The organism is Bacteroides sp. QWL-09 (assembly GCF_058683585.1).
Genome location: NZ_CM178748.1, coordinates 3,405,512 through 3,418,355 on the forward strand (window position 1 = coordinate 3,405,512; position 12,844 = coordinate 3,418,355).

Here is a 12,844-nt window from a genome sequence, read left to right on the forward strand (position 1 = left end):
CGGAGAATGCGTGAGAAAATGGTTATGTGAGAATATAATTATGTGTTAAACGATAAAAAGGGGTAAGTATGAGGATGAATTATTGGGCTGTTTTAGGAGTGGTAGCAACTGCAACGGTGATGAGTTGTTCCTCTGTCAAAAAGGAGTATAAGTCGTATGAGTTATATCCTGTTCGTGAGGGTGAGCTGACTGAGATGAGTTATGAACCTTCTGCTACAACATTTATGCTTTGGGCACCTACGGCGGATGAGGTAAGGGTGATGCTTTACGATGCTGCAACGGGTGGACATGCTTATAAAACGATTCCGATGACGGCCAAGAGTGATGGCTCGTGGACGGTTAAGGTGGATGGAAATTTGCTGAATAAGTTTTATACGTTCAATGTGAAGGTGGACGATAAATGGTTGGGCGATACCCCCGGTATTAACGCTCGTGCTGTTGGTGTGAATGGCAATCGTGCGGCTGTGATTGATCTGAAAGCTACTGATCCGGAAGGATGGGAGAGTGATCAACGGCCACCATTGAAATCGCCGGCGGATGTGGTGATCTACGAGATGCACCATCGCGATTTTTCTATTGATTCAACTTCTAACATTAAATATAAAGGAAAGTTTTTGGCTCTGACCGAGCGAGGTACAAAGAATTCTAACGGGCAGTCGACGGGAATTGATCATCTGATTGAATTGGGAGTGACTCATGTGCACTTGTTGCCGTCGTTCGATTATGCTTCGGTGGATGAGACAAAGCTGAACGAGAATAAGTATAATTGGGGATATGATCCTAAAAACTATAATGTGCCCGACGGATCGTATGCGACCAATCCTTATCATCCGGCGACTCGAATCAAGGAGTTTAAGTTGATGGTGCAGGCTTTACACCGGGCAGGCATCAGAGTGGTGATGGATGTCGTTTATAACCATACACATAGCGCTGCCGAGAGTTGCTTTGAACGCACTGTTCCGGGTTATTTCTATCGTCACAAACCTGATACGACATTGGCCAATGGTTCCGGTTGTGGTAATGAAACGGCTAGTGAACGGCCGATGATGAGAAAATATATGATCGAATCTGTGCTTTATTGGATGAAGGAGTATCATATCGATGGTTTCCGGTTCGACTTGATGGGTATTCACGATATTGAGACAATGAATGCTATTCGTCAGGCGGCTACGGCAGTCGACCCTACGGTGTTGATTTATGGTGAGGGTTGGGCGGCTGAAGCGCCTCAATATCCTGCTGATAGTTTGGCTATGAAGGCTAATGCGTATAAGATGCCGGGTATTGCGGTCTTTTCTGACGAACTGCGTGATGCGTTGCGTGGTCCGTTTAATAATAACCACAAGGGAGCGTTTCTTGCCGGAGTAGCGGGCGAGGAGATGAGTCTTAAATTTGGTATCGTTGGTGGAATTCGTCATCCGCAGGTGGCTAATGATTCGGTAAACTATAGCAAAAAAGCATGGGCAGACGAGCCGACGCAGCTGATTAGTTATGTCTCTTGTCACGACGATATGTGTCTGGTCGACCGATTGAAAAGTAGTCTTCCCGGAATCACTCCCGATTTGTTGGTGCGTCTCGATAAGTTGGCACAGACTGTGGTTTTCACTTCTCAGGGCATTCCGTTTATTTACGCGGGTGAAGAGGTGATGCGCGACAAACAGATGGTGCATAATAGTTATGAAAGTCCGGATCGGGTGAATGCCATCGATTGGCGCCGTAAGTTTACTAACGTCGATCTGTTTACATACTATAAGCAGTTGATCGCTATGCGTAAGGCGCATCCGGCATTCCGCATGGGGGATGCTGAGATGGTGAGGAAGCATCTGGAATTCTTGAAGGTGGAAGGTTCTAATCTTGTGGCGTTCCGAATTAAAGGGCGACCGAATGGCGACCGATGGGCCAATATTATTGTGGCTTTTAATGCGCGACCGTCGACGGCAAAGATTACCATACCTGCGGGTAAGTATTTTGTGGTTTGTCAGAATGGTAAGATCGACCGATCGGGTATGATGGGAACGATGTATGGACCCGAGATTTATGTTCCGGCTTATTCGGCCTTGATTATTCACCAATAATTCGCGCTTTTTTATCTTTTATTCTGTGGTTCTTTTTAATTTATTTTTTTACCTTTGGTGTATATTGTTAACTACTAAATAATTATCACTATGAAGTTTTTTATAGATACAGCCAACCTGGAACAGATAAAAGAAGCTTATGATCTCGGCGTATTGGACGGAGTGACGACCAATCCTTCGTTAATGGCTAAAGAGGGGATTAAGGGCTTGGAGAATCAACATGCTCATTATGTGAAAATCTGTCAGATCGTTAAGGGGGATGTGAGTGCCGAGGTGATTGCCACTGATTTTGAGGGGATGGTGCGTGAAGGTGAAGAGCTGGCAGCACTAAACCCGCATATCGTAGTCAAACTACCTTGTACGGCTGAGGGGATTAAAGCGGTGAAGTTTTTCTCGGAGAAAGGGATACGGACCAATTGTACGTTGGTGTTCTCTTTGGGACAAGCTCTGATGGCGGCTAAAGCCGGGGCAACGTATGTTTCACCTTTCGTTGGACGGTTGGATGACATTTGCGAAGATGGTATCATGTTGGTGGAAGATATTGTGAACATGTACCGATATTATAATTTTAAAACCATGGTTTTGGCAGCTTCTATTCGTCATACGAAACATATCACCGACTGTGTGGCTGCCGGTGCTGATGTGGTGACTTGTCCGATTACGGCAATAAAAGGGCTGCTCAAACATCCGTTGACGGATTCCGGATTAAAAACTTTCCTTGAAGATTATAAGCGGGTTAACGGTTAGTAACTGATGGGTTGGCGTTATCGTGAACCTTTTTTTACTCGTTATGAAGAAAAACTAGGCTTCGGCAAGATCCTTTCTTGTCGACATTGCTTACCTTTGCTCTAAATTTATAGATTATGATCAACGATAACTTACAAAATATATACCGGACTTATACCGGAAAAAAGGCAGATGATATTACCGAACTTCCTTCTTCGGGGTCTAACAGACGTTATTTCCGCTTAAGCGGTGAGCAAAATCTGATTGGAGTCTGCGGAACATCGATCGATGAGAACCGAGCTTTTCTTTATATGGCCGAACATTTTTACCGTTGTGGCTTGCCTGTGCCTAAGGTGTATGCTGAATCGAAAGATGAGACGTATTATATTCAAGAGGATTTAGGCGATACATTGCTGTTTAATGCAATCGAGAAGGGACGGCAGACGAGCGTTTTCTCTGAAGAGGAGAAGGAACTATTGAAGAAGACCATCCGGTTATTACCGGCTTTTCAGTTTGGTGGAGCCGATGGCTTTGACTTTTCAAGATGTTACCCTCAACCGGAGTTTAATCTTCGGTCGATCTTGTGGGATTTGAACTACTTTAAATATTGTTTCTTGAAGGCGACCGGAATGGAGTTTCAGGAGGATAAGTTGGAGGATGATTTTCAGAAAATGGCGGATGTCCTTTTAAGAAGTTCTTCGGCTACATTCATGTATCGAGACTTTCAGAGTCGCAATGTGATGATTAAAGATGGTGAGCCTTATTTTATCGATTTTCAAGGGGGACGTAAAGGCCCGTTCTATTATGATGTGGCTTCGTTTCTTTGGCAGGCTAAAGCGCAATATACCGATAGCTTGCGTCAGGAACTTTTGCATGAATATATTGATGCGCTTCGCAAATATCAACCTATCGATGAGGCTTATTTCTTTAAACAACTTCGTCACTTTGTGTTGTTCCGTACCTTGCAGGTATTGGGGGCCTATGGTTTTCGAGGGTATTTTGAGAAGAAACCACATTTCATTCAAAGTGTGCCGTTTGCCATTGCTAACTTGCGCGATTTGTTAAAGGAAGAGTTTTCGGAGTATCCTTATCTCTGTCGGGTCTTGCGTGAGCTGACGGACTTGAAACAGTTTGCCGACGAGTTGCAGAAGCGACAGTTGACGGTTAAAGTGATGAGCTTTGCTTATAAGAAAGGTATCCCTAACGATTCTACAGGAAATGGAGGTGGCTTTGTCTTCGATTGCCGTGCTGTAAATAATCCGGGTAAATATGAGCATTATAAGGCATTTACGGGATTAGATGAGTCGGTGATTCGTTTTCTGGAAGAGGATGGTGAAATTCTTTCGTTCTTGGATCATGCTTATGCTTTGGTCGATGCTTCTGTGAAACGTTATATGGAGCGTGGATTTACGAGCCTTACGGTTTGCTTTGGTTGTACCGGTGGACAACATCGTTCGGTCTATTCGGCACAGCATATGGCGGAACATTTGAGTCGTACATTTGGGGTGAAGGTGGAATTGGTTCATCGTGAACAGAATATTGAACAGGTTTTTAAAGTGCGTGTATAGCACGTTCATCAGTAGAGTAGTAGAGTTGACGTATGAAAGCGATGATTTTTGCAGCAGGCTTGGGCACTCGGCTTAAGCCTTTGACGGATACGATGCCTAAGGCATTGGTTCCTGTGGGCGGAACACCTATGCTGGAACATGTGATTTTGAAACTTAAAAAGGCGGGATTTACGGAGGTGGTGATTAATGTGCATCATTTTGCCGAACAGATCGTGGCCTTTTTGAAAGAGAAGCAGGACTTTGGACTGACCATTCATATCTCTGATGAACGTGGGGCTTTGCTCGACACGGGAGGAGGAATCTCTAAGGCACGTGAGTTCTTGGCTCGTGATGAGCGACCGTTTTTGGTGCATAATGTTGATATTCTTTCCGATCTCGATTTGGGGGAGGTTTACCGCGCACATGTGGCTTCGCAAAGTCTAGTCACGTTGGTCGCTAGTCGACGAGAGACGTCTCGCTATTTACTTTTCGATGAAGAGAAGAGGTTGCGTGGTTGGATCAATCGGTCGACCGGTCAGACGAAGCCGGAGGGCTTGGTTTACGACGAAGAAGCGTTGAATGCTTATGCGTTCAGTGGAATGCATGTGTTGTCGCCTGCGGTCTTTGAATACATGGATCGGTTTCATTTTGAAGGAAAGTTTTCTATAATCGATTTTTATCTGGCGATTTGTGGAGAAGCTGATTTGTCGGGTTACTTGTTGAATCATCTTTCGTTGATGGATATCGGAAAGCCGGAGACGTTGCCTTTGGCTGAGGAGTTCCTTCGTCTTCATTATTAATCGATGGTGATGGCTTATTATCGATGAATCAGATTCTTGTTTTAGTGATCTTGTTTAGTGATCTTGTTTAGTGATTTTGTTTTAATAACTTTTTTTTCTAGTTACTTTCTAAAGTGACGTCCTTTTCGGTTGGGTTGTCAAGGCTTGATCGTTATTCTACAATGCAATAGGAGTGGGAGATGATCGCTGATGCCTCCTTGATACTTTAGTCCAATATAGGTGCGAAAGGGTTGGCGACCGCCATAGGTGGTGTCGTCTTTGAGTAGTATTGGGAGTTGGACGATCTCTGCCTGTTTTTCATTGGTGTATAGAGGCGATTGTGGTTGTAGTAAGGTCCCGGAAACAATGATATGATCGAGCAATCCCCATTGTCCTTTGTATTTATAAGTCCCGATATCGGGATGTCGAGCTTGGCGTGCCAATAGATGATAGAGTTGGTGCGGGCTGACAATGGTTGGGGGGGCTTTAGCTTGAAGGATTTTGGTTACTGAGCGGTTAGTCGGATAGTCATTGAAATCACCCATAATAAGGATAAGAGGGTGTTGGCGATGTTGCATCAAACGATCGGCCTCTTGGCGGAGGGCTTGGGCAACGAGTAGTCGGTAGGGTTCTGATTGTTTGTAAGATCCTCCGGCTCGTGACGGGAAGTGAGCGAGTAACACATCTAGTGTGTCGCCGCTGATGAGTTGCCCGGCAACGTGCAACAGATCTCTTGTGGGACGATGGTGAGGGCAGCTGACTCGAATCGTGTCTTTTTGGAGCAGTTTGAATTGATCTCTCTGATATAGTAAAGCGACATCAATCCCTCTGACATCGTTCGAATGAGTCATCACGTAACGATAACCTAGCGACCGTAAGGTGGAGTAGCGAGTTAGATCGATCAGTACACTGTCGTTCTCAACTTCGCAGAGCCCGATCAGTGAAGGGATTTCCCATTGACCGGCGGCCACAATTACTGTGGCGATATCATCCAGTTTCTTTTTATATCTTCCATAATGCCAATGGCGCATAGCTTCAGGCATGAACTCTTCATCGTGCTTCAAGGAGTCGTGCGAGGTGTCGAATAGGTTTTCAACATTCCACCACATGACGTTGAATGATTGTCCGTGGAGTGAGGACGGAAGTAGGATTAAGATGAATAAGTTGATGAAGAACGAAGCAAGAAACTTCTGAAGGAGCTTCTTGCTTCGTTTAAGTTTAAAATGTCCACTTTCTGAAAGGGTCATTTATGAGGTTGTCTTCCGAGGGTCGACTACTTATTCTTTAGCAGGGATATGTGCTAAGACATCCACCAGATGATCCCAGAACTTTTCTACCGATGGGATATGCATTCTTTCGTCCGGTGAGTGTACGCCGGTAAGCGTCGGTCCAAACGATACCATATCTAAAGCAGGATATTTGTCGAGGAACAGCCCGCATTCCAGACCGGCATGAATAGCTTTCACTTTAGGATCAACGTTGAAGAGGCGTTTGTATGATTCACAAGCCACTTGTAGAATTTCAGAGTGTGGGTTTGGTTTCCAACCCGGATAACCATCACCTGAGGTCACTTTTGCTCCGGCCAATTGGAAGACGGCGCGTACCGTATTGGCCATGTCGTTTCTAGCCGAAAGAATGGAGCTGCGTTGACTGGTTTCGATGCGGATGATATGGTTGGGTTTCATCTTAATCGAAGCTAAATTAGTAGACGTCTCCACTAACCCCGGGATGTCCTGACTCATGGCATAAACGCCATGAGGAGCACCGTAAACGGCTTTGATTAGGCGACGGCTAGTCTCTTGGTCAATGGCTGTGGCGCGAGGTTCTTCCGATTCAAGTATGATCTTTAAATCCGGTTCTGTGACACTAAGCTCGTTTTCAACTTCACTAGCGAAGATATTGAGGTCGGCACGTAAGTCGTGCTTTGCATCTTCCGGAACAGCACAAATGGCATAGGCTTCGCGTGGAATGGCATTCCGAAGGTTACCTCCGTTGATCTCGCAAAGATACATATAATGTTTAGCGTTTGTGCGACTTAAGAAACGGTTAAGGATCTTGTTGGCATTACCGCGTCCCAAATGAATATCTCCACCTGAGTGACCGCCTTTCAGTCCTTTAACTTGTACTTTAAAGAAGAAATACCCCTCAGGCACTTCAACTTCTTTATAAGTGAACTCACCGACTGAATCGATACCTCCGGCACATCCGATGAAAAGTTCGCCTTCATCTTCTGAGTCTAAGTTGAGTAGGATGTCGCCTTCCATAAATCCTTTTTCTAACGCAAAAGCACCCGAAAGTCCGGTTTCCTCATCAACGGTAAACAAACATTCGATCGGACCATGTTCGATGCTATCGTCGGCAAGAATGGCTAGCTCTGTGGCTACGCCAATACCATTGTCGGCCCCCAATGTGGTGCCGTTCGCTTTCATCCAATCTCCTTCAACGATCGTTTCGATGGGGTCGGTTAGGAAGTCGTGCTGCACGTCATTATTCTTCTCACAAACCATATCGGTGTGCGATTGTAAGATCACTGTTTTTAGATGTTCTTTACCCGGAGTAGCATTCTTTTTGATCAAAACATTTCCAATTTGGTCTACTTTAGTTTCCAGATTGTGCTTCTCACCAAAGGCTTTCAAGTAAGCTGTCATCTTTTCTTCTCTCTTCGATGGGCGTGGAATCTGACATATTTCCTCGAAATACTTAAATACGCCGATCGGCTTCAAATCTTTTTTTTCCATCTTTTTTTCTTTTTTTTAGGAATAATAAGGCTTCCTTAGCCCTTATTATTGCTAAATATGGTTAATTTAATTGACTTAACTTAAATCGTTTCTCATTAAAACATATATTTGCATTCACAAATTTAATAGAAATGGTTGAGACTATACTGATAACTTTGTTAATAGTTGCTATTTGTTTACTATTATTGGGGATAAAAATATTTTTTGTAAAGGGAGGAAAATTCCCAAGTGGTCATGTGAGTGGAAATCGTGCCTTGCGCCAAAAGGGAATCGGTTGTGCACAATCTCAGGATCGGGAAGCCCAGAAAAAAACACGTTTTTCTATTAAAGACATTGAAAAGACCTTAACTGATAGTATGAACTAAAAATTAATAAACCAAATAACAGTTATGAAGAGAATAAATTATTTCATCAGCGGTTTTGCTGCGCTTGCTTTTATTGTTTTGTTTTCACAATGTGCAGGAAAGGCTGACAATCAAACAGCAGCTAATCCAACTCAAGCTACAGCTGGATTATCCGGGATGAAGATTGCTTATGTAGAGATTGATACACTTTTGGCAAAATACAACTTCTGTATCGACTTGAACGAAGCGATGGTGAAAAAGAGTGAGAATGTTCGTTTGCAGTTGAACCAAAGAGCCAATGAATTGGCTAAAGAAAAACAAGAATTCCAAAAGAAATATGAGAATAATGCGTTTTTATCTAAAGAAAGCGCGGAATCTCAATATGCTCGCTTGGCACAAAAAGAACAAGAACTTCAAAACTTGAGCAACAAACTTCAAGGTGAATTGATGCGTGAGAACGAAAAGAACAGTTTAATGTTCCGTGATTCGATCAATGCCTTCTTGAAAAACTATAATCAAACTCATGGCTATAGCTTGATCTTCAGCAACACAGGCTTTGATAACTTATTGTACGCTGATAGCGCATTTAACATCACTAAGGAGATCGTAGACGGCTTAAATGCTCGTTACTCTTCTTCAAAGAAATAAAGTCAGATCGTTATGGACTGCCTTCCCCATCCGATACTCTTCGGATGGGGATTTTTTTTGTTGATTATTTGAAAAAATGGTTATAAATCAGTATTGATCGATTAATCCTTAAACCGTATTTTCGCGCATATTTTTTGTAATAACAAACTACTATGCAACATTTGAATACGTTAAATCAAGACGGACGCATCGTCTTTCTTGATTATCTGAGGGTCATTGCCTGTTTTATGGTGATTATGGTCCATTCTTGTGAGTTCTTCTTTATCGATGGGGATGCCATTGGCATTCGTTCAGCTTCCGATGGGTTCTGGGTAAGTGTCATCGATAGTGCTTTTCGACCATCCGTCCCGCTGTTTGTGATGGCTTCTTCTTTTTTGCTCCTACCTTTAAAGCAAAGTACAGAGGTCTTTTTTAAAAAACGATTTGTCCGCGTGGTGATTCCTTTTGCGATCTGGTCGCTATTGTATGCCGTTCTGCCCTTTACTTGGGGAGAGTTGACGGGTGTACAAGTCAAAGAGAACCTGATTCACTTATTGGTTAACTTTAATGGGGCCAGCGGACACCTCTGGTTTGTTTATATGCTCATTGGACTCTATCTGTTTATGCCAATCTTATCCCCATGGTTGAGTAAGGTCTCGAAGAAAGGCGAACAGTACTTTTTAGGAGTCTGGTTCGTGACCACTTTCTGGCATTATTTGAAGTTGTGGACGGGTGATATCTATGGAGAGTGTTATTGGAATGAGTTTCATACCTTCTGGTACTTTTCAGGATTTATCGGCTATCTGGTGCTGGCTCACTATATTCGAACTTATATTCACTGGGGGGTGAGAAAAAGCTTATGGATGGGTTCGATCTTGTTTATCGCCGGCTATCTGTTCACATCAATGGTGTACTATCAACGCACGTTTACAGCCACACAACTACAAGAGTTGGAGTTGAGTTGGCGATTCTGTTCATTCAATGTGGTCCTGATGACTTTTGGACTCTTTCTCATCTTTCGGCATGTCCATTTTGAAAGTAAAGGGCTATATGCGGTGGTTCGTGAGATTTCCCGATTGAGTTATGGCATTTATCTCATGCATATCTTCTTACTCGGATTCAGCTATAAACTTCTAGGCAGTTACTTCTCAACCCCGATCACCATTGTTTTAGTGGGCACCACGACCTTTATGGCATGTTGTGTGCTTGCAAAATTACTCTCTTATCTTCCAAAGAGTAAATATATGGTTGGATAGTCTAACTGAACAATTTAATAGATGACTACTTTTCGCATTTTTCCTCTTCTTGAGGAATGCGGAAAGCAGTATAAAGCTCAAGTATGGCAGCGATAGTCAAACAGGCAATCCATTCGTTACCTCTTGTGGTAAACATAAACGCACCGGTTAACACCAAAGCAATAGCGCCGAAAATTTGTTGGATACGCAAGCGGCGTAAAGACGGGCTTTTTCCTTTTACAGGCGTGTTGATCTGAGCTAAGGCAAAAAAGCCGGCTCCAATGGTATAAATATAGGGAGCGTAGATCCATCCGGTGATAAAAATAGCTGCCCCGGCAAGGGTCATGACAGCTCCTATGGCAAAAAGTGCAGTGATCAATGGTTTCATTGTGCGGTGTTATCTTCAAATACGTAAATATCTTCGTTTGGCTTTTTCATGAGATACTTCTCACGTGCAACCTTCTCAATGGCTTCGGGATTACTGTTTAACTCATTCAAACGTCGGGTACTCTCTTCGTAATCTTTTCGGTACTTTTCGATTTCTTCTTCTAGTAGGACAATCTCACGGGCATATTTAATCCGGCGATAAAGACTGTTCTCATCGAGAAAACCGATGATTACTCCAAAAATACAGATCGTAATCAAATATTTATGGTGTTGTATGAATTTCCAAACGGTTAAAAGTTTACTCATATCCTTGGCCTTTTAAACTTGTTGCAAAGATAAAATTAATAACTTAAATCTGATGGTTTACAACTTAAAACTTATAGCATCGCTTACGACTTCAGACTTTTTTGTGTACATTTGCAAAAACTCAAAAAGCAAACTTTCGTTATGGAAAACTATATTGTATCTGCTCGTAAGTACCGTCCGTCGACTTTCGAATCGGTGGTGGGACAAAGGGCATTGACTACGACCCTAAAAAATGCTATCACTACCGGAAAACTGGCACATGCCTATCTGTTTTGCGGTCCTCGTGGGGTGGGCAAGACCACTTGTGCCCGTATTTTTGCCAAAACGATCAACTGTCTTTCGCCCACAGAGGGGGGAGAGGCGTGTAATGCTTGTGAGTCGTGTGTGGCTTTCAACGAACAACGCTCCTACAATATTCATGAGTTGGATGCCGCTTCGAATAACTCGGTCGATGATATTCGGCAATTAGTCGAACAGGTTCGTGTTCCGCCTCAGATTGGGAAATATAAAGTTTATATCATAGATGAGGTTCATATGCTAACGACTTCGGCTTTTAATGCGTTCCTAAAAACGCTTGAAGAACCTCCTCACCATGCCATTTTTATTCTCGCTACGACCGAAAAGCATAAGATTATTCCAACGATCTTATCGCGTTGTCAAATCTATGATTTCAATCGGATTAGTGTCGAAGATACGGTTCAACACCTGATGGGGGTTGCCCAAAAAGAGGGAATCACAGCCGAAGCGGAAGCTCTGAATGTGATTGCACTGAAAGCTGATGGCGGAATGCGTGATGCGCTTTCTATTTTTGATCAGGTGGTGAGCTTCACGGGCGGCCATATCACTTATCAGAGTGTGATTGAGAATTTGAATGTACTCGATTATGATTATTATTTCCGTTTGGTCGATCAATTTCTTGAGCATCAGATTAGCAATTGTTTGTTACTCTTCAATGAGGTGCTGAGTAAAGGGTTCGATGGGAATCATTTTATCACGGGACTCTCTTCACATCTTCGTGATTTATTGGTGAGCCGTGATGCTGTGACTTTACCTTTGCTTGAAGTCGGCGCTAGTATCCGTCAGCGGTATCAAGAACAGGCTACAAAGTGTTCGGTACCCTTCTTGTATCGAGCCATAAAGCTATGCAACGATTGTGATTTGAACTACCGAACGAGTAAGAATAAACGCTTATTGGTCGAACTAACCTTGATTCAGGTGGCACAGTTGACCCCTGAAGGTGAAGATCTGAGTGGTGGGCGTGGCCCTAAGCAGATTATAAAACCCGTATTCAATCAGACCGCTCAACCTATACAAGCGGCTCCTGCACAAGCCTCTTTGGCTCATCATGTGACTTCGCCGACTCCTAAATCGGTGACGACTGCTCCTAAGTCGGTTTCTACGGCTGCTCCTCAGCCAACAAAGCCAACTGAACAACCGACCGGTTATGTCGGAATGAAAGATTCTATCTTGTCTACAGAGTCGAAGACTCCTGTTTTGAAGAAAGGAGGATTAGGCATTTCGATTAAGCATCCGCGCAAGGCGGTCGATGAGCAACAGCATGCGACTAAAGTAGTTCTGCCGTCGACAGAGGAAGATCATCCGTTCAATGAACGTGATCTGAATTATTATTGGATGGAGTTTGCCAATCGACTACCGAAGGAGGAAGTGGCGTTGGCAAAGCGAATGCAGAACTCTCAGCTAGCGTTGCTGAAAGATGGCACCACTTTTGAGTTATTAGTCGATAATGAGTTTTCTGCTCGCGACTTTACGGCACAGGCCTCTTCTATTGAGCCTTTCCTTCAAGAACGACTCAAGAATCGTCGAGTCAAGATGACTGTAAGGGTTAGCGAAGCGAACGAAAGACCTCGTGCCTTTGGACGGGTAGAGAAGTTTCAGCTGTTGGCACAGAAGAATAGCGCCTTGTTGGAACTTAAGGAGATCTTCGGTCTCGAACTTTATTAATGGGAGTTTCATTTGATTGTTTACTCTAGATAAACAATAACAATAATATAAATAATAAGAGTCGGTTCCAATTAAAGAACCGACTCTTATTATTGTTGTTGATCTGCTGATCTACTGATCC

12 protein-coding genes are annotated in these 12,844 nt (G+C 43.4%); 8 read left to right on the forward strand and 4 right to left on the reverse strand.

The annotated features are described in order from the left end of the window. Positions 1-68: 68 nt before the first annotated feature. From pulA to AC4PG5_RS13705, 4 genes are all read left to right on the forward strand, one after another. Complete coding sequence (pulA, locus tag AC4PG5_RS13690; protein ID WP_492029413.1) at positions 69-2,072, forward strand: type I pullulanase; 2,004 nt, start codon at positions 69-71, stop codon at positions 2,070-2,072. Positions 2,073-2,162: 90 nt separating this feature from the next. After that, positions 2,163-2,819, forward strand: a complete 657-nt coding sequence (fsa, locus tag AC4PG5_RS13695) for a fructose-6-phosphate aldolase (protein ID WP_492029414.1) — start codon at positions 2,163-2,165, stop codon at positions 2,817-2,819. Positions 2,820-2,935: 116 nt separating this feature from the next. Further along, positions 2,936-4,366: a RapZ C-terminal domain-containing protein gene (locus AC4PG5_RS13700; RefSeq protein WP_492029415.1), complete on the forward strand. Its 1,431-nt coding sequence runs from the start codon at positions 2,936-2,938 to the stop codon at positions 4,364-4,366. A gap of 32 nt (positions 4,367-4,398) precedes the next feature. Next, complete coding sequence (locus tag AC4PG5_RS13705) at positions 4,399-5,145, forward strand: nucleotidyltransferase family protein (protein WP_492029416.1); 747 nt, start codon at positions 4,399-4,401, stop codon at positions 5,143-5,145. Between the two features lie 137 nt (positions 5,146-5,282). Here the strand turns inward: AC4PG5_RS13705 and AC4PG5_RS13710 are convergent, their stop codons facing one another. Then, a complete protein-coding gene (locus AC4PG5_RS13710; protein WP_492029417.1) occupies positions 5,283-6,371 on the reverse strand; it encodes an endonuclease/exonuclease/phosphatase family protein in 1,089 nt (362 codons plus the stop codon). Between the two features lie 30 nt (positions 6,372-6,401). Next, positions 6,402-7,862 carry an aminoacyl-histidine dipeptidase gene (locus tag AC4PG5_RS13715; protein WP_492029418.1) on the reverse strand — a complete coding sequence of 487 codons (1,461 nt, stop codon included), beginning with the start codon at positions 7,860-7,862 and terminating at the stop codon, positions 6,402-6,404. A 131-nt stretch (positions 7,863-7,993) separates the two neighbouring features. On the opposite strand from AC4PG5_RS13715, the gene AC4PG5_RS13720 reads away from it, so the two are divergent. The 3 genes from AC4PG5_RS13720 (at position 7,994) to AC4PG5_RS13730 (ending at position 10,089) form a co-directional block, all read left to right on the forward strand. Beyond that, on the forward strand, positions 7,994-8,227 hold the full coding sequence (locus tag AC4PG5_RS13720; RefSeq protein ID WP_492029419.1) for a hypothetical protein: 234 nt from the start codon (positions 7,994-7,996) through the stop codon (positions 8,225-8,227). Positions 8,228-8,251: 24 nt separating this feature from the next. Continuing rightward, entirely contained in the window at positions 8,252-8,854 is a 603-nt protein-coding gene (locus AC4PG5_RS13725) for an OmpH family outer membrane protein (RefSeq protein WP_492029420.1), read from the forward strand. A gap of 152 nt (positions 8,855-9,006) precedes the next feature. Continuing rightward, on the forward strand, positions 9,007-10,089 hold the full coding sequence (locus AC4PG5_RS13730) for an acyltransferase (RefSeq protein WP_492029421.1): 1,083 nt from the start codon (positions 9,007-9,009) through the stop codon (positions 10,087-10,089). Positions 10,090-10,114: 25 nt separating this feature from the next. Here AC4PG5_RS13730 and AC4PG5_RS13735 read toward each other — a convergent pair whose 3' ends face one another. Continuing rightward, positions 10,115-10,456, reverse strand: coding sequence for a hypothetical protein (locus AC4PG5_RS13735; RefSeq protein WP_492029422.1), 342 nt, complete (start codon positions 10,454-10,456; stop codon positions 10,115-10,117). Next, positions 10,453-10,761 (reverse strand): FtsB family cell division protein, encoded by a 309-nt coding sequence (locus AC4PG5_RS13740; RefSeq protein ID WP_492029423.1) that lies wholly within the window; start codon positions 10,759-10,761, stop codon positions 10,453-10,455. Before AC4PG5_RS13740 ends, AC4PG5_RS13735 begins: the two co-directional genes overlap by 4 nt. 141 nt (positions 10,762-10,902) lie before the next feature. On the opposite strand from AC4PG5_RS13740, the gene AC4PG5_RS13745 reads away from it, so the two are divergent. Continuing rightward, positions 10,903-12,723, forward strand: coding sequence for a DNA polymerase III subunit gamma/tau (locus AC4PG5_RS13745; RefSeq protein ID WP_492029424.1), 1,821 nt, complete (start codon positions 10,903-10,905; stop codon positions 12,721-12,723). Positions 12,724-12,844 lie beyond the last annotated feature (121 nt).

Excerpts from the sequence above, each read along its gene's own strand:
- AC4PG5_RS13715 (WP_492029418.1), bottom strand. The coding sequence starts at position 7,862 with ATGGAAAAAAAAGATTTGAAGCCGATCGGCGTATTTAAGTATTTCGAG.
- AC4PG5_RS13700 (WP_492029415.1), top strand. The coding sequence starts at position 2,936 with ATGATCAACGATAACTTACAAAATATATACCGGACTTATACCGGAAAA.
- AC4PG5_RS13735 (WP_492029422.1), bottom strand. The coding sequence starts at position 10,456 with ATGAAACCATTGATCACTGCACTTTTTGCCATAGGAGCTGTCATGACC.
- pulA (WP_492029413.1), top strand. The coding sequence starts at position 69 with ATGAGGATGAATTATTGGGCTGTTTTAGGAGTGGTAGCAACTGCAACG.
- AC4PG5_RS13720 (WP_492029419.1), top strand. The coding sequence starts at position 7,994 with ATGGTTGAGACTATACTGATAACTTTGTTAATAGTTGCTATTTGTTTA.
- AC4PG5_RS13710 (WP_492029417.1), bottom strand. The coding sequence starts at position 6,371 with ATGACCCTTTCAGAAAGTGGACATTTTAAACTTAAACGAAGCAAGAAG.
- AC4PG5_RS13730 (WP_492029421.1), top strand. The coding sequence starts at position 9,007 with ATGCAACATTTGAATACGTTAAATCAAGACGGACGCATCGTCTTTCTT.
- AC4PG5_RS13745 (WP_492029424.1), top strand. The coding sequence starts at position 10,903 with ATGGAAAACTATATTGTATCTGCTCGTAAGTACCGTCCGTCGACTTTC.
- AC4PG5_RS13725 (WP_492029420.1), top strand. The coding sequence starts at position 8,252 with ATGAAGAGAATAAATTATTTCATCAGCGGTTTTGCTGCGCTTGCTTTT.
- AC4PG5_RS13705 (WP_492029416.1), top strand. The coding sequence starts at position 4,399 with ATGAAAGCGATGATTTTTGCAGCAGGCTTGGGCACTCGGCTTAAGCCT.
- fsa (WP_492029414.1), top strand. The coding sequence starts at position 2,163 with ATGAAGTTTTTTATAGATACAGCCAACCTGGAACAGATAAAAGAAGCT.
- AC4PG5_RS13740 (WP_492029423.1), bottom strand. The coding sequence starts at position 10,761 with ATGAGTAAACTTTTAACCGTTTGGAAATTCATACAACACCATAAATAT.